Here is a 17,640-nt window from a genome sequence, read left to right as displayed (position 1 = left end):
CCTTACCTAGATTGGTTACCTACTCGGCACGCAAGAACCGCAAAGCATCGCGTACGTAGTCGAGTCCCGTGTAGATCGTCAACAGCACGGTGGCCCACACGGTTATCGTCAGGCTGGTGGAGAGCCAGGCAGGCGGCTCAGTTTGCCAGCTCGCGATGGCTCCGCTAGTTGTCGGCGCTAAGTAACTCAGCTGGTAAATGGCCAAGGCTGCGGCGGCGCACTGCGCAACCATCTTCCATTTGCCGGCCCACTTCGCGGAGAAATCTCCGCCGATGCCTTCCACGAAGCTGCGTAGCGCGGTGACTAACAACTCTCGGCCGACGATCAACACGGCAACGCCCACGGCAATCCCCGAGGCGCGCTTGCCATTGGCCAGCATGGGAGACGCACAGAGGTAGATGTACGTGCCACAGATAATCAGTTTGTCCGCGAACGGATCAAGAATGCGCCCCAGTTGCGTGACTTGCCCATACTTGCGAGCCCAGTAACCATCGACCCAATCGGTCCCCGCTGCGACTAGAAACACCACCAGTGCGGCGACATACCAATTGAAACCAAGTAACACAAACAGCACGAGCGTCAAAACGACGCGGGCCATGGTCACCTGATTAGGGACGTTCCAAATCCGGGGCGGATTTTTTAGATCGGGGGGCGTGGCAGGGAATTCAGACATTCAGCGTGCGAGACGTTACAGTTGGGCTACGAAAAAAGTGTTCTATCGTGTCGCCTAGACGGCCACTGCGATCAAGTCGTATTCCTGCGAGGCAACAACTTCGCAAGGCACAATTTGCCCGGGCTGGAGATTCTCGCCGGTCACATAGACCACGCCATCTACGTCGGGTGCATCGGCGTAGGAACGACCAATCCACGCGCCTTGCTCGCCAGGAACCGCTCGGTCGATGATCACTTCCATTTGTTGCCCCATTTGAGCGGCATTCCACTCAAAGGCAATTTCTTGTTGCACGGCCATCAACCGTTCGCGACGCTCCTCTTTAACTTCCTCGGGCAAGTGATCTGGCAGCTTCGCCGCGGGCGTATCAGGCTCGTAAGAGTAGGTGAACACGCCCAACCGTTCGAAGCGTTGTTCGGCGACAAACTCCACCAGTTCTTCAAATTGCTCGTCGGTTTCGCCAGGGAAGCCGGTGATGAAGGTGGTTCGCATGACGAGGTTCGGTACGCGCTCGCGGAGTTTCTTGAGGAGAGTTTCCGTATCTGCACGATTCACGCGACGTTGCATGCGTTTGAGCATCGTATCGTTGATGTGCTGCAAGGGCATATCCAAATACGGCACGATGCGCTTGCTGTTGGCAATGGCGTCGATCACATCGTCGGTGAAGTACATCGGGTAGAGGTACATCAAGCGAATCCAGTCGAGCCCCTCGACTTGGTCCAACTGGCCAAGCAGCTCAGCAAGGCGCGTCTCGCCGTAGAGGTCCTTGCCGTAATAGGTGGTGTCCTGCGCGACGACCACCAGCTCTCGCACACCGTCGGCTGCTAGTTCCTTCGCTTCGGCAATCACTTCTTCCATCGGCTTCGTCGCATGCTTGCCGCGCATTTTGGGGATAGCGCAGAACGTACACAACCGGTCGCACCCTTCAGATATCTTCAAGAAAGCAAAGTGCTTGGGCGTGATTCGCAGCCGGCTGGTATCAGGCAACGGATGCGTTGGTGCCGGTTGGAAAATGGCCCGTTGCTCTTCCAGGCCGCCCACTAACCGGTCGGCTACTTTGGTAACTTCCTCGCGACCGAAAACTCCCACGAGCGAATCGATCCCTGGGCGATCCACCAGCAGGTCTTCTTTCTGCCGTTCTGCCAAACAGCCAGATACGATCACACCGCGCAGGTCGCCTCGGCTTTTGAGATCGAGCATCTCGTCGATCACCGCGAACGACTCGGTGCGAGCCTGCTCGATGAAGCCGCACGTGTTCACAATGGCGAAATCGGCACCTTGGGGGTCATCAACCAGCTCGTAGCCGTCTAGCTGCAACATGCCAAGCATGCGCTCGCTATCAACGAGATTCTTCGGACAGCCAAGACTCACAAAGGCATAACGGCCCTTAGACTTCGCTTGCTGGATGTTGTCGGTAAACGTGGCTGCCACAGTGCTGTGCCCATAGTGAACGGTGCAGGGTCGCCTGAGTGGCGTAGCCCTAAACGGTATTGCTAATCTTGTGATTGTACGGCACTTAGGGTGAATCGCCAACTCGCTGAGCCTCAATGCGTGTGGCATTCCGTGCTGTCGCCGCACTTTTCCCAACGAATTCCACAAATTACGCGATTTCACGCCGGCCACGGCCTCACCAAAACGAGACGGCTGCAAAGTTACCCTATTGGGAATAGCCTCACACAATGGCGCCGTGAGTAAGGCTGCCCCCAAGGAATTCGTGAGGATTCAAAGATCGGGTGCAACGGCACCAAGGTAAGAGCGTCAGTGGCATCCCATGCCAAGCACTGAGGTCAAGAAGGGCTTGCGTTGAGTAACGTGCTCTCAAATCTGAGCAGCTCTAGCCGACTTGATTTGGGGGGCGGTTCGAGATGGCGGTCACTGACAGACAAGCTAGAAACTCGGCTCTAAAAGAGAGCCAATTGGACGCATCGGAGGATGAATCTTGTGCGGTTTCGAAACTTCCGCTTCCAACTGCTGGCGTGAGTACCGCCGAATCCATCAGTGACTCGTTGTCACCGGCTTCGATTATTCGCATCTGGAACGGGCGAATAGACTCACCGTTCAGAAAAGTAATGCTCGGGCAAACTTTCCGAACCGCCGACACTAAGAAATTTATTGAAAGAAAACACTAGCCCATGGACAAGTGAGAAGCTTATTTACATCGATGGTAACGCTCGATGTTGGCTGGTTTGGGTCAGAGCGGCTTAAGCAACTCCCTCACTTTGTTGGGCGTGACCTGCCTGGATTTTTTTACGCACAACAAATCCCATTGCAACCAAACCAAAACATAAAAACGCACTCGGTTCAGGAACGGCAGCTGTCTCGTAGTAATAGCCAAAGTCAACTGATGTGCCAGTACTATTCAAGGTAGTATCCAGTCGATTAAACAAATCGTTGCCAGGCTCGTAGTTTCCTGCGTTTGAAGCAAATGGCGGCACCGTGGCTTCTATCAAAAAATTTACGGTGAAATCTCCTTCAACGCGCCACAGTGCGCCTACATCCGCATTGGTATTACTGAGAGCTGCGGTAGTGCCATCTTGAATGATCGTGCCTGCACCTCCAAATGTCATCGTCAGGCGCGTGGGAGAAGTAAAGTCAGGCTCACTATCTGAGAACTGCATCAACGTGTCGCCTGTGTAGATAATCGAATTAAGTGTGACGGAATCAAAACGAAATATCTCGGAGCCTGAGATTCCTCCGCCATCCATAGAAAAGCCGGTCAAATAGAGATCATTCTTGATCCCCAGATATAAATTGGCAGTCTGTCCTAAATCAGTCCCAGTGATAGTGAAAGTCCTACCACCTGCGAATGTATTGCCGGTTCCAGAGCCTACTATCGCACCTGCACCTGGAGGAGAATAGGTGGGGCCTTCATCGATAACTATATCGGCTGTGGCCGAAACAACTGAAAAGGTGAGCGTTAGCAAGAAACTTGCTACCCAGATTCTGGTGGTGCAAAGCATGATCGTGGATCCCTGTGACTGATCGGTTACGGCTTGCTCGAAGAGCAGAAAAGTGAAACCATCTTTCGGGTGCCTCGACTCCAACTTTCTTGAAAATATTCGCTCCGGTAATGAGAGTCAAGCTTTTTTTCCCAGATTCTTCATTTGCCCCCATCGGCCAAACCTTCTCAGCTGGCAAAAGTTCTGCAGTCGGTCTATTCCGGTATAAATCAGGAGACTCGTGAGTGCTAATCAAGTGAGGCGATCAGCCCACAGGCCGTTGAAAATAGGCGAAAAAGTTAGGAAATGAGCAAGTTTGTCGAGGTCTTTGAAGTACGTTGGTATTTGTTGACATCTAGAAGAGTTCGTTCGCCTAAATAGAATTCGATTGAGAGTAACGACGGCAACCAGCTGGGACCTGAGCGAACACCGTTCTGGCATCGACCTGGGCGAGATATCGCGTCCTTCTTAGCGTCTGAGGTGAGAAAGCCCGACCGCACGAACGACGGTTAGCGAAATCGCGAAATCGAAAAACGAGACGTCTGCAAAGCTGTTCTGTAGGGAATAGTCTCGCAGAGTGGAGCCGTGGGTAGAGCTACCCCAAGAAATTCGTAAGACATGAGGATTCAAAGATAAGGTGCAACGCTTCGTTAGACGGCCGCATGAAACTTGCAACATCAATCACGAACATTGCGAAAGAACCTCGCTTCTGTAGTTGTCTTGTCCCACGAAGTGACTGTAGTGAGTTACTCGCACTAGGCTTGAGTAGTCTGTTGGACTGAGTACCTTTTTGGCGAGGCTTGCGGCATAGCCGCCAAACGCAATGAGCTCGGGCTGAGACACACCGAGGTCCCGAAACTCTTCACGCAGTATCGCTGCACTGTCTTGCAGTATGTCGGGGCGCTTGCGCACGGTCGACATGACTTTCGATGACTCAACCTCTACAAAGAACTTGAGCACATCCGTCATGTAGGCACCGTAGAAGCGCGTCCCCGTGAAGGCATGTCGGATCTTGAAGTCCTTTGCCTGGGCTTTCTTGTCGTGGAAGTTGCTTAGAGGCTCGAGGACGGGTCGTGAGATATTGAGGCCAAGCATCACTACCTTAGGATTCAACGCCGCGAGGAGCGTAGGGTTCCGCGCAGGATCAAGGACGCCGATATCCCCGATGTTTGACGTGGCGGTATCGCCAGCCGCAGCCCATACGGCCCAGCTGGCGTACTGACCGTGCTTCTCCTTGATCATGTCGAACTGCTCTCGAGTCACTATTGCCCTCGTCACAAAATCGGGAGTCAGTGGGGCGCCATCTCTCATCCAAATAACTTGTTATTCATTGGAAATTCCCCAATGAAGTACGGCTTGATTGGGGAAATACAAAATAGACCCTCGGCGCTGGGTAATCTAGCGGACACCTACACTCGCATACGTTCCACGCGACTCCGTTCAAGCAGATAGGCGTGTCAGTAGTCTTTGCCTCATATCAATCGATGTCTCTCGGAGGGGATTTGGAATGATTGTGAAGTTTCTCTTGCATCAGGAGGCAGGCTGAATGTAGTATACGCATGTTCATTGCCGCACTCCGCAACTCCCCCTCATGCTCCCTGAAATCCATCACGAGCAGCTGACCGAAGCGATTGAGCAGATCGTTCGGGAAACGTTGGCGTTTGCTGATGTCGTCGGCCCTCCGATTGACGCGTTTGTTGTTGCGCAGCGACTGGGGCTCACCATCCTGCGTGATAATTCGGCCGCTTCGCGTGCGCGCATGGTAGAAGTTGGCCCCGCGGCAACCTTGTCGCGAGATGGCTCGTCCCAGGGCGTCATCCTACTGGCAGACGACCCGCGACCCGAGCGCCGGCAATGGGCCGTTGCTCACGAGATTGGGGAGCACCTGGCTGTGGAGGTGTTCGAGCAGTTGGCGGCAGACCCCGCCGATGCGCTTCCCGCAGCCCGCGAATCGCTTGCCAATCGTCTCGCTACCAGTTTGCTCTTGCCGCTCCAGTGGTATCGCCACGATGGTAGTGCGCACGATTGGGAACTCTTGGAACTGAAGAAGCTTTACTACACCGCCAGTCACGAGCTTATAGCCCGACGGATGCTCGACATGTCGGCGGCGGTCATGATTAGCGTTTTCGATCAAGGGGAACTTACCTGGCGGCGCGGAAACCGCGTCGGCGTGCCGTGTGAGTTACTTCGTGCCGAAGTCGAAGCTCAAGCGATGTGTCACAATCGCGGCAAGACCATTCGCGTGGAATCGAGTTGCTTGCCAGATGAATTGGAAAGCGTTCGTGCCTGGCCCGTTTTCGAGGACAGCTGGCGGCGCGTGATTATCAGGACGGAGCTTAATTGGCTGGAGTGAGCTTGTCTTGACTCCCGTAAACCATCAGCTCCGCTCGTAAGAATTTACTAGGCTCCGCTATTTTGTCTCTTTCAGGATTCTCCCTCGCTTACGCGTCGGGTTGCGATTAGTAGGACGCTACGAAAGATTGCAAGCCGGACTAAGCCAATGGCCTAAGTCAATGGATTGGGCCGCTGCAGCAACGCAACCAGCGCTGCCACCTGGTACGGCTTGGCCAGTACTTCCGTCACTCCGATACTCGCTGCAATCTCAATATGCTCCGCCCGTGGAAAGTCGAGCAGGGCAACTAGGGGCGCGTTCCGTTGCCTCATTCGCTGAGCGAAGGTTTGCAAGTTCTCTAGTTCAAGCCTATCGAGCTGGCTTCCATCCCAAATCGCAACACGGCTGGGGGTCTCGTCAGATTCCCTCCACAATTCAGGGCGGTGCCGCGGCTCCCAATGGCAAGTAAAGTGCAACGGCGTCAATGCGGTTTCCAATGCCGTAAAGACGGAATAGTCCACGGCATCGATGATGACTTCACGATACGTCAGCGGATCATTGTACAGAGTTTCTGCGATATTTTGCCCAGCTCTCACATCGCCCAAAGCCACCGACCAAGGTGGACTGGCGCCCTTGGCAAGGCACTCTAGGGCTGAGTGCCACCAAGCGGCAAGCTCGTACCAGTAGAGGCGAATCACTCCGGTAAGCGGCCGGCCGGTGCGCAGCTCCCCCTCGCACCATGTACCGGCAATCGTCACGATGCGCGTCAGCGGGGATGCGTGTTGGAGTGCATCGACCTCGCTCTGCCGAGCGCTGCCGGGCCGCGGCATAGCGACCAGTGCGAGCTCGGGTGGCGATTGCTCGACTGGCAGTGATTCAACTGCGTCCGCGGCTGGAGCAATGGCATCCAACGCATCAGCTAAGCTGTTGGCCTGGAGCCAGAGAGAACTAGCTGGAAGTTGTTCGCGTAGCGTTGCGAATTCGCCTTGTGACCAATCACCAACGAGCATCACGCTAACAGCAGCGTTTGGAGGTGAACTGTTCATTCGCTCAACTGCAAGTCACGATCGGTGATCAACCTTCGGGCCTTTTGGGGATCATCGGCAGCGCGAAGTTCGGCCAGTAAATCCGGGTCACTAATCACGCGACTGAGCCGGGCGAGCAGGCGCAAATGCTCCTGATCGCTAGTCGAGCCAAGCAAGAAAAACACATCCGTCAACTGGCCATGCGATCCGCCGAAGGGGATTCCTGCCGCGGTAATCCCTAAGCTCACAACCGCTTGGCTTAGAATCGAAGCTTGAGGGCGTCGCGGATGCAACAGCGCGACGCCAATATCGAGGGCCGTCGATTGGAGATTCTCACGAGCTGTTACCGCCTCGGCCATTTTCTCAGGATCCCACAGCATGCCTGTATCGGCCGCAAGATTACACATCGCCGTGATCACTTTCCTGCGCGTGCGGGCTTGCAGCGGGATAGCGATTGCCTCGAGGGGTAGCAACTCGCCTAGCGTGACTTCCACACCGGTTTTGTCGGCTCGTTCGAGATTTGTCTCAATGCCGGCGAGCTCCTCATCGTCAGATACGCCGATGCGATCTTCCAACCAATGGTGGATCTCCGGACGAGAGAAAACCCACTCACCGCCTACGCGTCGCCCCGGCAGCTTACCGCGCTCGGCCAGTCTTGCTATCTGTGCTGGCATTTGGTGTAAGTAGGCAGCTAAGCTAGCAAGGTCGAAATCTTCCATTGTCAGATAAGGCGAAAGGGGGATGTGGAAAGGGGAATACTCCAGCACTCCATTCTCGACTCGCGACTAGACCGTGTCCATAGTGCAGACAAACAGCATGCATTCCCTTTCGCATTCCCCCTTTCCACTTTCTGTGGAATCTCGTCTTGACTCACCCTTTCAGAAGGATTCAACTGCGTCCGCTCTTGTTGAGCAGGTCCCTCTGGGAATGGCCCTGGGGACAACAGCTAGGAAGCTGTTTTGCTCTGCAAGATAGGACGTGAAAACGGATTTTCGCGTCGCGAACCAAGATGATGAATCACAGTTCCAACCCGCAAGGGCTCTGTCCCTATTGAAGCTGTCGATTCGTCTCAGGCAAGGAGGCCTGGTGCTATGTCTTTCAAGGCTCAGAAGAACGACTCTCAGATTCTTTCCAGCGGCTTATCTGCTGGGGCCGCCAAACACGAGCTCACGGGCGAATGTGGCTCGCGCCGGCAAGTCGGCATTTCGCTGGATGGCCTGTTCCCTGAGGCCAAACTCACAGGCCAAGCTGGCACGCACGTAAAAGGTTGCACCAGCGACTGGCGTCACGTGAAGCCAGGCGATGTGTTTGTCGCTCTGGACAATGGCGAGCAAGATGGCCACGAAGATGCTCGCGAAGCGGTTGCTCGCGGTGCGATTGCCGTCGTCTGCGAGCGTTTAGTCCCTGTGTTCAAAGTTCCCGTCTACGAAGTCGAAGATAGCCGTGTTGCTTACAGCGAAGTGTGCCAAGCACTCGTTGGCAATCCTTCGCACCATCTGAAAGTTATCGGCGTGAGCGGTGGAGTTGGCAAATCGACCACCATCGCATTGCTAGAATCCATCTTTCATGCCGCCGGCAAAGACGTAGGCGTCATGAGCGGTTTCAAAACCTACGACGGCATGGCGCGAGGTCCGGCCATGAGCGCCACACCCACTCCGGCCTCTCTAGCGACCAAGTTGGCAAACACCGATGCCGCTGGATGCTCGCACTTGTTGCTGGAAGTTTCCGCCGAGATGATCGCTGAAAATTCGCTCGCGGGAATTGATTTCGATACGATTTGCTTGACGAACCTAGCCGATGCAGCCAACGGACCCTTTCACACAGCTCAAGACCGTCGCGATGGTCAAGGACGCCTGCTCAACCTGCTTTCGCAAGATGGTGTTGCGATTGTCAACGGCGACGATCAAACTTGTTGCCAGTTACTCGCCGAGACTAGCGGACCGAGCTTTCTTTTTGGCTTGGGTGATCAATCGCAGATCGGTGCCGAGGTGCTCCATCAGAATGCTTGCGAGCAAGTATTCCTACTGACCGCCGGTCGTCAATCGGCAGCCGTTAGGACGAGCATCCTTGGCGATCACCACATCCAAAACTGCCTTGCCGCAGCGACCGTTGCCATGGCGCACGGCGTGGAATTGGAATACATCGCCCGTGGTATTGAGCTTCTCACTTCGCTCCCAGGCCGCATGCAACGTGTGGACTGTGGGCAAGATTTCCCTGTTTTTGTCGATGCCGCTAGCACTCCTGATGCCCTACTCGCGACGCTTCGCACTGCTCGCAAGTTGGCAACTGGGAAAGTCATTTGCGTGCTCGGCGATCGAGCAAGCGCCAATACGAATGAGAATCTGATCATCCAGAACATCGTTTGCAAACTTGCAGACGTGGCCATCGTCACTGAAGAGCTTGCCTTGGTGAGCGAGAGCTGGCCGCAGCGCAAGGATGAAGAGACCGACACACAGATTGCCCAGGATCGCCAAGAAGCGATTCAGTGGGCAGTTTCCGCGGCTGAGTTGGGCGACGTAGTAGTGATTGCCGGCAGCTCCTTGGGGCCGGCCCTCGCTTTTGGCGGTGAAAAAACCACGGATGTCGATATCGCTCGCGACCTTCTCTACGCCCGCGGCGAATCAGTGTTGCGGCTTGTTGGCTAGGTCGCTATTGTCCGCGTCTCTTCAGAAACAAATGTTTCAGAAATAAGCTATTCGAAAAAAGACAAGCTAAAACTTCACGAGCTCAATTTTAAGAAGAAAGAAAGCAGATGGATCTGCTTGAGAAGCCGGCTCAAAAAATTCGCAAGGATGCGAATCAGGGTCCGGCCCCATACATTTTGAACGACGACTTGTCGCAAGCGACTGCGTCAGAGCTGACCTTGCTGGTGGAAACCAGCGGGTATGCTCCAGCAGCGATCGACCGTTCGTTAGCCTCGCTCCGAAGTGCCGGAGCACAACAACGTCGTCTCGTCTGGCTTCATGCGGAACAAACGTCCGACACGAACTGTGACTGGAAAGAAATCGGCCACCGGTTTGCTGCCGAGGCTTCCGTCGATCTGTTCCTCACAACGGGATTCAACGCACGGGAAGTTGCTCTGGGAGCGAGGGACGCAGGATTGTTTCTCAGTAATGTCGTCGTTTGCACCGACCAAGCAACGGCTTGCCAAGTGCTTACCGAGCGGCTTGCCCCTGGCGATGCCATTCTTTTGCATGAAGTTTCCAGCGTGGCCTCGCAAGCCTTGCAACGTTGGCTGAAACAACTTTGGCAGCCGATGGCCGCGGCGTGAGTCATGCGCTACGAATCACAAGGAAAGAAAAAAACAAAGAGAAACCCTACACTTGAAATTGAGGATTAAATTTTCGGGCTTCATCGTTGGTTTGTAAGATTGCGGGGTCGAGCAAACCGCCCTCCCTGGGGTAGAAGCACAAGATTTCGCGAGCGAGCAGCTACTGGGTCAGTTGCTTGCCCTGCGAACGCTTCACGATGGGGCTTACGTCTGGGCGTCAGAGCTTTAGGTTCTGACGCCCAGCGGATCCAAGCCGTCGCGGAGTTCGCCACGATAGGGCGTTCTCCGCGAGCCGGCCTCCCCAAAGTCTGAAAACGCTTTGAAGACTGCATTGAAGACCGCCTGAGCTGAGGACACCTCGATGCCCGCAAATTCTCATGTGCTGTTCGCCGGTGGCGGCGCAGCTGGCCACCTCTTTCCTGGCCTGGCAGTCGCTGAGCATCTCCAGCGACGTGCTCCCAAGACGATGATCACCTTCGCCGGCTCCGGCAAAGTACGCGAACGCCACATCGTACGGAACGCCGGTTATCACTACACGATGATCCCTGCTCAGCCGACTCCGCATTCGCCTATACAGGCTTTGAGATTTCTTACTGATAATGCCATGGGGTACTGTGCTGCACGTTGGATGTTGCGCGAGCAACGCGTGTCGATGGTCGTAGGGCTGGGCGGATATACTAGCTCAGCCGTGGTGCGCTCAGCCGTAGCTCGTGGCATACCGGTGGTTCTCCTGGAGCAAAATGCAATTCCCGGTCGCACGACGCGCTGGCTCTCACGCTCAGCCGCGCTTGTTTGTGCGGCATTTGACGAAGTGCGCCCCCACCTGCATGTACAGGCACCCGTTACCGTAACCGGTAACCCCTCGCGTCCAGCGTTTGAAAAGCTCTACGCTCAGATGAACAGACGTTCCGGAGCGAGCAAGGCACGCTTCTCAGAAGAGAACAACGGCAGACGCAAGCGTCTAGTCATTCTCGGCGGTGCGGGAGGTGCTCGCTCGCTCAACGAGAACATGCCCAAGGCACTCTCGAAGCTCAAAGATCAAATCGCCGATTGGCAAATCGTCCACCAAACAGGCGAAGGACAACTGCAAGCCACTGAAGCTCGATACGAATCTGCAGGAGTCTCGGCGCTGGCCGTCACGTTCATTGACGAAATCGCGTCGGTCCTCTTTGAGAGCGACTTGGTCGTGTGTCGCGCTGGCGGAACCACACTGGCAGAGTTGGCCTTGGCCAACGTGCCCGCACTGTTGGTTCCTTATCCGCAGGCGGTCGATAATCACCAGATTGCGAACGCGAAGGTCTTTACCGCGGCTGGAGCTAGCCGAATGATTGATGAAAGCTCACAGGGTGGTGCGCTGAATTCCGCTTTGTCGAGAGAACTCAGCCCGCTACTTAGCGATTTAGAGCTGCGCGGGAGAATGGCCGGCAAAATGCAAGAGCTGGCCCGCCCCCAGGCCGCCTCGGAGATCGCGGGAAGTATCTGCGATCACCTCTCAGGCAGCTTGGCCCCTCGTGTGGCAGCTTAGGCAACCGCTTACCCAAGCTCGCAGCCTTCGCTAAAATGTGCCTGCTATGGCTGCGGACGACGAGAGCATGACCGCTGAGGACGGAACCGATCTTCAGTCACCCGATCAAGAGTCATTGCGCGCCGCGCTGAAGAAGTACTGGGGCTACGACCAGTTCCGTCCGCTTCAACGAGAGGCGATGCAATTCGCACTAGAACATCGCGATTCGGTTGTGGTGTTGCCCACTGGTGGTGGAAAATCGTTGTGCTACCAGGCTCCTGCCCTGGTGCTTGAGGGGCTCACGGTTGTCGTTTCGCCGCTGATTTCTTTGATGAAAGATCAAGTCGACTCACTCACCGACTGCGGCGTGCCCGCTGCATGCGTGCACAGCATGGTCGGGCCCGACGAGAAGCGACAGATCGCTGAAGACATTCGCTCCGGCAAGCTGAAGCTTCTGTATTGCTCTCCAGAGCGTGTCGTGCAACAGCGAACGGTAGAATTCTTAAAGTCGGTTCAGGTCTCGCAAGTGGCCGTCGACGAGGCCCATTGCATTAGCTCATGGGGGCACGACTTTCGCCCAGAGTACCGCCAATTGCGTCTTCTGAAAGATGCATTGCCTGGTGTCGGCATGCACGCCTATACCGCAACAGCTACTGAGCAAGTTTGCCGTGATGTGGCCGAGCAACTGGGCCTCGAAGATGCCCAAATGCTTGTCGGCTCGTTCGATCGTCCGAATCTTATCTACCGCGTGAAGCGAAAGCACCAAGCGTTAGAACAAGTCCGCGCTGTTGTGGAAAAACACGCTGGCTCGGCGGGCATCGTCTATTGCATCAGTCGCAAGGAAGTCGAGCGAACTGCCGCAGCCCTTGCCGGTTGGGGATGCCGAGTGCGTGCCTATCATGCTGGACTCGACGCTGAAATTCGCCGGCAGCACCAGGAAGAATTCGCGAGTGAAGCCGTCGATATCATCGTAGCCACGGTGGCCTTTGGCATGGGCATCGACAAGTCGAATGTGCGCTATGTAGTGCATCTCGGCATGCCCAAGTCGCTGGAGCAATATCAGCAAGAAAGCGGCCGAGCTGGGCGCGACGGGTTGGAGGCAGAGTGCTTGCTGATTCACTCCGGCGGCGACGCACCATTGTGGCGGCGAATCATTGCGGACGGGGAAGCGAATGGTCAAGAGGGAGCTCTCACGGCACTCGCCTCGATGTCGGCCTTCTGCCAAAGCGCCATCTGCCGTCACCGTGCGATCGTCGAACACTTCGGGCAACAGTTCGACCGAGAAAACTGCGGTGCCTGCGATGTCTGCCTTGCCGAAGTCGATCTCGTCGAAGATGCAACCATCATCGGACAGAAAATCGCGTCCTGCGTGATAAGACTTGAGCAACGCTACGGTGCAGACTACACAGCCAAGGTGCTCGTCGGTTCCAACGAACAACGCATCCTCGAACGTGGACATGAAACGCTCAGCACGTATGGCCTGATGGAAGAGCATCCGCTTCGAGCCGTGCGAGATTGGACGGAGCAGCTCGTTGGGCAAGGCTTTCTGGAGAAGACTGGGGAATACAACACGCTTTCACTCACAGAACGTGGGGAGCGCTTGTTGCGGGGCGAGTTGCAGCCATTGCTGCTCAAGCCGGCGAAGTCGAAACGCAGCGTTGTACGCACCACGAGCGAGAACGCCGACGACTGGGAAGACGTGGATCGCGATCTCTTCGCCGAACTTCGAAACCTCCGCCGCGACCTTGCCCAGCAGCGCAGCGTGCCGGCGTACATCGTGTTTGGCGATCGCACCCTCCGCGACATGGCCCGCCGTAAGCCTCACACGGAAGATAGCCTACGAGAAGTCGTCGGCGTGGGCGAGAAGAAGCTGGCCGAGTACGGCGAGGCATTTCTGGAACGAATTCGGCAGGCGACGCTCGCCGAGTAGATTCCCAATTTCAGTCAACAGAATGAATAGACCGACCTCTTTCGAGAATATAGAGATAAGACACCAGCTTCCTGCTTCGAGGGACTTACCTCGTTGTTATGGGGCTAAATTGACGCGAAGATCACACCCTCCTGATAGTCTCGCGGGTGCTGGCGCTGCCCAATTCGCCTTCGGGGGCTCGCTCGGGCGGGAAAATGCCAATCATTTTCCTCCTTCCGTAACTCATGGGACAGGAAAGACTTACAGCTTTCCTACGAGTTTCTACAAGAAGAAGAGTGAGTTTTCTCCAACCGACAGGGTTTAACTATAGGCTGCAATTTGTTTTTTGAAGCTTAGAGAAACTGCGTAACTGGAAAGACTATGGCAAGAGTAACACGCGACGAGAAAGGGTACTCAGATGGCAACTCCTGATTTGCAAGAGATGTTCATCACCTATCATGCCCGCCATCAGCGTGCGATTTTTTCATTCATTCTTACACTTGTACCCAACTGGACCGATGCGGAGGAAATCCTGCAGGAGACTTCTCTGGTTCTGTGGCGTAAGTTTTCAAGTTTTAAACCGGGAACCAGCTATCGCGCCTGGGCAACACAAGTGGCTCGTTTTGAAGTCTGCAAATTTCGCGACCGGCAAAAGAAGGCCGACAAACTCCTAAGCGACGAGGTGCTTGAGCAACTTGCCGTGCAAGCAATAGAGATGAGCGACCTATTGGACAGCCAGGACGGAGCCCTTCAAGGCTGCCTTAAGAGGCTTCGTGACGACGACCAAAAGCTAATTCGCTCACGTTACCTGCATGGGTCAAGCACAAGTGCCTTGGCTACCAGCCTCGGCCGTTCGGTGGAATCAATTTGCAACTCACTCCGGCGTATCCGAGGTGCACTCTTGCATTGCGTACAACAAGCGACTTAGACCAGGAGGTCTAAGCTAAGAGACTATAAAGCTGGCCGCCCTTTGACGAGATTGTCATGGACAAACATATCCCGAGAGAAAACTCCGAGAACATGCACCCGCAATCTTCGGCTGGCGGCGATCAGTATGGGCAGAACGAATCGCCTCTAGATTCTCCTGAAAAAGAACAGCTCAACGACCTGCTCAGTTCTTTGTGCGACGGAATGCTGAATGAAACGGATGCTAATAAATTGCATGAATTGTTGCGTCGCTCGAAAGAAGCTCGCAGTACCTACATTCAGTATCTCCACATGCATGCCAGTGTGGCTTATTCGCAGGGTCCTACTGCCCAGGTGAGCTCTACCAAAATGGGTGAGGGTTTCGAGTCGCCCCCCCCGGTAACACTTCGTAGTGAAAGCTGGAAATCTTGGATAGGACCACGATTCGCAGCCAGCGTAGCAGCGATCGTCGCCTGCATCGCCGCCTGGGTGCTGTTTTCCTCCACTGGCGATAGTGTGTTAACTCCATTTGGCCGCAGCCGGGTGCATTATGTTGCAAGCATCGTTCAGCAGGACGATTGCCACTGGGGTGATGGAACTGTCGCGTCGATCCAAGGTGGGATGCTGAAAAGCAAAGATCAATTAAATCTCCTCGAAGGCCTGGCTAAGTTGCGATTCGATTGTGGCGCGGAGATCATCGTGCGCGGCCCCGCCAAGTTGCGGATTGACTCAGGAATGGATTGCTTCCTCTCAGGCGGTGAACTTTCGGCGGTCGTACCGGAGGTAGCTCAGGGATTTACTGTGGATACTCCCTTAGGGCGGGTGGTCGATTTGGGCACCGCGTTTGGTGTCAACGTTGGCGATGAGATCGAGGTGCAAGTCTTTGAGGGGGAACTTGAATTGCATCCTGAACGACGTACGTCTCAGCAACCGATGGCAGCGCAGCAATCGACGACAGGACAGAAACCGGCAGCAATAGGCCTTGTGGCTGGGGCAGCAAGAAAAATGGTGATTGACGAGCAAAGCTCGCTAGTGCGCGTGAGTGAGATTACTGAGCCTTTGCACCAGTTCCCTCGTTCACTCCCTCAAATCAAAGACAAAATGCTCGCTGGCGGCTTCAACGGTATGGCAATCGACTCGTTCGGGCAAGGCAGCCCTGGTACGCGGCTGACGGGCAGAAACGGCGGCTTCGGTTGGAGTGGCTCGTGGATTAATACGCCTGACAGCAATAGTGTTTCGTTCATGCTTGGTAGCCATGGAGCGATATCTCGTGGTTCGGGCGATGGCGTAGTGGAACGGCGTCTCGGTCCTAGTTTGGCTCCTGCAGAGCTACTCTATTTTTCAGCTGAATTCCAACTTGATGGACCCGATGACCGCTGCTCCGCTTGGCTAGAACTTTTCAAGTTCATTCCACATTATTGGAGCAATGGAGATGGAAACTTGGCGGTCATTGGCATTACCGACGGACAATTTTCTGGTCGACTTGCTCCCTTTGGAGCCCCTGAAGTTGAGCAAAGCGTTGGCGACTGCGGGCAGTACGCGAAGGGGAGTCGGCACTTGATAGTCGGCAAGCTGGAAATGGACGCCGTAGGAGATCAAGAGCGACTATCCATTTGGATCAACCCCACGCTTGCCGATGAATCAACGCCCAAAAAAGTAATCATCCGCGACACGGGCCAGCCAGGCGCGGACGCGATTGCAATCCGATGTTGGGAAATGGACGATCGCACCATGGCCACATTAGATGAGGTGCGAGTCAGCCATAAATGGATTGATGTCGTGCAATAGGGTAGAGTGCAGCAGGTAGTGGGCAATCGGCAAATAGGATGAGTTGGCAGCATCGACCGCGACGGGCGGATCGAGAAACATTCAATAGCGATGACTACGAATAGCGAATTACGAATGAGAACGATGCTCAAGACACCCAATACGGATCCCAACAAGAAATCCCAATGCAGGGCGTTTACCTTGGTGGAGCTACTCGTTGTCATAGCCATCATTGGTGTGCTGGTTGGACTATTGCTTCCTGCGGTTCAAGCTGCCCGAGAGTCCGCCCGCAGGACTCAGTGTGCAAATCAAGTACGGCAGTTAGCGCTGGCTTTCCACAATCATCACGGCGCCCACAATCATCTGCCAACAGGTGGCTGGTTATTCAACTGGCTAGGTTATCCCGAATATGGCTATGGCAAGAATCAGCCTGGCGGATGGCTCTACAACATCTTGCCCTACATTGAACAACAAAGTCTTCACGACTTGGGTAACGGGCTTACTGGAGTCGCCCGGGAAGCCGCGACGCTACAACGTGTGCAATCGCCATTTGAAGGAATGACTTGCCCCAGTCGACGGACTGCCAACGTATTTCCACTGACTAGCACGGCATTACCCTATGCCTATTGCGAAACGCCCATCGATGTCTGTAGTAAGTCGGACTACGCCGCCAACGCGGGCGACGTATTCGTCGCTGAGCCCACAGGGGGAGGCTCAGCCATTCCCTATGGGGAAAATGACTATCTCACCGGAAAGAAGTATGCCTGGCAACCTCGCTGGGACTCCAGAGAACCAACGAACCAAAACCAAGTCATTATTCTTGAAGACGCTACGGGAGTTGTCTATACGAGATCGGAAGTGGCATTTCGCCGTGTGGAAGATGGTACATCCAATGTATATATGGTAGGTGAGAAGTACATGTCCACCGACCACTACGAAGATGGCCTGGATATTGGTGACAACGAACCGGGCTTTAGTGGGGCGAATGCCGATACGCTTCGGATCACGGCAAGTCGGGTCAAATTTAACCGCCCTGTTGAGCTGTCCTCTGACAAATCCGGTCAAAGCACTGGAGACGAGCTGAAATTTGGTTCTGCGCATACCTCCGGGTTCAACATGGCTTTTTGCGATGCCTCGACGCGGTTTGTTTCCTTTGACATCGATCCTGATGTCCACCGTACGCGTGGTCACCGATCCGATGGCATAGTTGCGAACGAGTAGGCATAATGAACGAGACCAGACGCCAGATAGTCAATTTGCAGACGGATGTAGACTCGTGTTCCGCATTCAATTTTTAGTTAGTTTTTTGATGTCCGT

The 17,640-nt window shown here is 54.9% G+C and carries 14 protein-coding genes; 8 read left to right on the top strand and 6 right to left on the bottom strand.

Annotated features, from left to right (window positions below; genetic code table 11):
- Window positions 1-19: 19 nt before the first annotated feature.
- The 4 genes from pgsA to HG15A2_RS09085 form a co-directional block, all read right to left on the bottom strand.
- A complete protein-coding gene (gene pgsA, locus HG15A2_RS09100) occupies window positions 20-673 on the bottom strand; it encodes a CDP-diacylglycerol--glycerol-3-phosphate 3-phosphatidyltransferase (RefSeq protein WP_145059837.1) in 654 nt (217 codons plus the stop codon).
- A gap of 54 nt (window positions 674-727) precedes the next feature.
- On the bottom strand, window positions 728-2,101 hold the full coding sequence (gene rimO, locus HG15A2_RS09095) for a 30S ribosomal protein S12 methylthiotransferase RimO (RefSeq protein WP_246117918.1): 1,374 nt from the start codon (window positions 2,099-2,101) through the stop codon (window positions 728-730).
- A gap of 770 nt (window positions 2,102-2,871) precedes the next feature.
- Window positions 2,872-3,630 (bottom strand): PEP-CTERM sorting domain-containing protein, encoded by a 759-nt coding sequence (locus HG15A2_RS09090; RefSeq protein ID WP_145059834.1) that lies wholly within the window; start codon window positions 3,628-3,630, stop codon window positions 2,872-2,874.
- A gap of 660 nt (window positions 3,631-4,290) precedes the next feature.
- Entirely contained in the window at window positions 4,291-4,851 is a 561-nt protein-coding gene (locus HG15A2_RS09085; RefSeq protein WP_145059833.1) for a hypothetical protein, read from the bottom strand.
- A gap of 349 nt (window positions 4,852-5,200) precedes the next feature.
- Here HG15A2_RS09085 and HG15A2_RS09080 point away from each other — a divergent pair, with 349 nt between their 5' ends.
- Window positions 5,201-5,962, top strand: coding sequence for an ImmA/IrrE family metallo-endopeptidase (locus HG15A2_RS09080; RefSeq protein ID WP_145059831.1), 762 nt, complete (start codon window positions 5,201-5,203; stop codon window positions 5,960-5,962).
- 152 nt (window positions 5,963-6,114) lie between these two features.
- Here HG15A2_RS09080 and HG15A2_RS09075 read toward each other — a convergent pair whose 3' ends face one another.
- Together HG15A2_RS09075 and HG15A2_RS09070 are read right to left on the bottom strand one after the other, a co-directional pair.
- On the bottom strand, window positions 6,115-6,987 hold the full coding sequence (locus tag HG15A2_RS09075) for a hypothetical protein (protein WP_145059830.1): 873 nt from the start codon (window positions 6,985-6,987) through the stop codon (window positions 6,115-6,117).
- On the bottom strand, window positions 6,984-7,685 hold the full coding sequence (locus HG15A2_RS09070; protein WP_145059828.1) for a PTS sugar transporter subunit IIA: 702 nt from the start codon (window positions 7,683-7,685) through the stop codon (window positions 6,984-6,986). Before HG15A2_RS09070 ends, HG15A2_RS09075 begins: the two co-directional genes overlap by 4 nt.
- A gap of 372 nt (window positions 7,686-8,057) precedes the next feature.
- Between HG15A2_RS09070 and HG15A2_RS09065 the strand changes: the two genes are divergently transcribed.
- From HG15A2_RS09065 to HG15A2_RS09035, 7 genes are all read left to right on the top strand, one after another.
- On the top strand, window positions 8,058-9,611 hold the full coding sequence (locus HG15A2_RS09065; protein ID WP_145059827.1) for a Mur ligase family protein: 1,554 nt from the start codon (window positions 8,058-8,060) through the stop codon (window positions 9,609-9,611).
- Window positions 9,612-9,718: 107 nt separating this feature from the next.
- Window positions 9,719-10,237 carry a hypothetical protein gene (locus HG15A2_RS09060; RefSeq protein ID WP_145059826.1) on the top strand — a complete coding sequence of 173 codons (519 nt, stop codon included), beginning with the start codon at window positions 9,719-9,721 and terminating at the stop codon, window positions 10,235-10,237.
- Window positions 10,238-10,598: 361 nt separating this feature from the next.
- Window positions 10,599-11,762 (top strand): UDP-N-acetylglucosamine--N-acetylmuramyl-(pentapeptide) pyrophosphoryl-undecaprenol N-acetylglucosamine transferase, encoded by a 1,164-nt coding sequence (locus HG15A2_RS09055; protein ID WP_145059824.1) that lies wholly within the window; start codon window positions 10,599-10,601, stop codon window positions 11,760-11,762.
- A gap of 46 nt (window positions 11,763-11,808) precedes the next feature.
- Window positions 11,809-13,671, top strand: a complete 1,863-nt coding sequence (recQ, locus tag HG15A2_RS09050; protein ID WP_218932430.1) for a DNA helicase RecQ — start codon at window positions 11,809-11,811, stop codon at window positions 13,669-13,671.
- Window positions 13,672-14,068: 397 nt separating this feature from the next.
- Window positions 14,069-14,578, top strand: coding sequence for a sigma-70 family RNA polymerase sigma factor (locus HG15A2_RS09045; protein WP_145059823.1), 510 nt, complete (start codon window positions 14,069-14,071; stop codon window positions 14,576-14,578).
- 56 nt (window positions 14,579-14,634) lie between these two features.
- Window positions 14,635-16,344: a FecR domain-containing protein gene (locus tag HG15A2_RS09040; protein ID WP_145059822.1), complete on the top strand. Its 1,710-nt coding sequence runs from the start codon at window positions 14,635-14,637 to the stop codon at window positions 16,342-16,344.
- Between the two features lie 123 nt (window positions 16,345-16,467).
- Entirely contained in the window at window positions 16,468-17,544 is a 1,077-nt protein-coding gene (locus HG15A2_RS09035; RefSeq protein WP_218932429.1) for a DUF1559 domain-containing protein, read from the top strand.
- Window positions 17,545-17,640: the final 96 nt, after the last annotated feature.

This window comes from Adhaeretor mobilis (assembly GCF_007741515.1).
Taxonomy (GTDB): Bacteria; Planctomycetota; Planctomycetia; order Pirellulales; family Lacipirellulaceae; genus Adhaeretor; species Adhaeretor mobilis.
This window is presented reverse-complemented; position numbering and strand designations above follow the sequence as displayed.